Genomic DNA, 316 nt, shown 5'->3' with positions numbered 1-316 from the left:
TATGCTGGACGGCACGGAGCCGTTGAGCTTCAAACGGGCGGTGTTTGTGACAGAAAATGCCTACATGGATGGAAAATTGGAATATGAGGTATTCCAAGCACACATTGCTTTCCTGGCACACCTGGCGGGCATGCTAAAGGCACAAACGGATTACCCCTACCAAGGCAGCGACAAAGACCGGGTAAGTACTTACTGGTCGGCCTATCGGGTATTGAAAGATAGCATCCCCTTGATATTCCAAAACGACACTCTCCAAACTATTCCTTACACTTATGATTTTGAGGATTTCTTTGGTGAAAAGGATTGGTCAAAGATG

At 46.5% G+C, this 316-nt stretch carries 1 pseudogene; it reads left to right on the top strand.

Annotated elements, in window-relative coordinates:
• Positions 1-316 (top strand): annotated as a pseudogene (locus tag E1163_RS30015) (hypothetical protein); the annotation flags it as partial.

The sequence above is a fragment of the Fulvivirga kasyanovii genome (assembly GCF_009711405.1).
Taxonomy (GTDB): Bacteria; Bacteroidota; Bacteroidia; order Cytophagales; family Cyclobacteriaceae; genus Fulvivirga; species Fulvivirga kasyanovii.
Note: the sequence above shows the minus strand (reverse complement) of the source record. Positions and strands in the feature narration are given on the sequence as shown.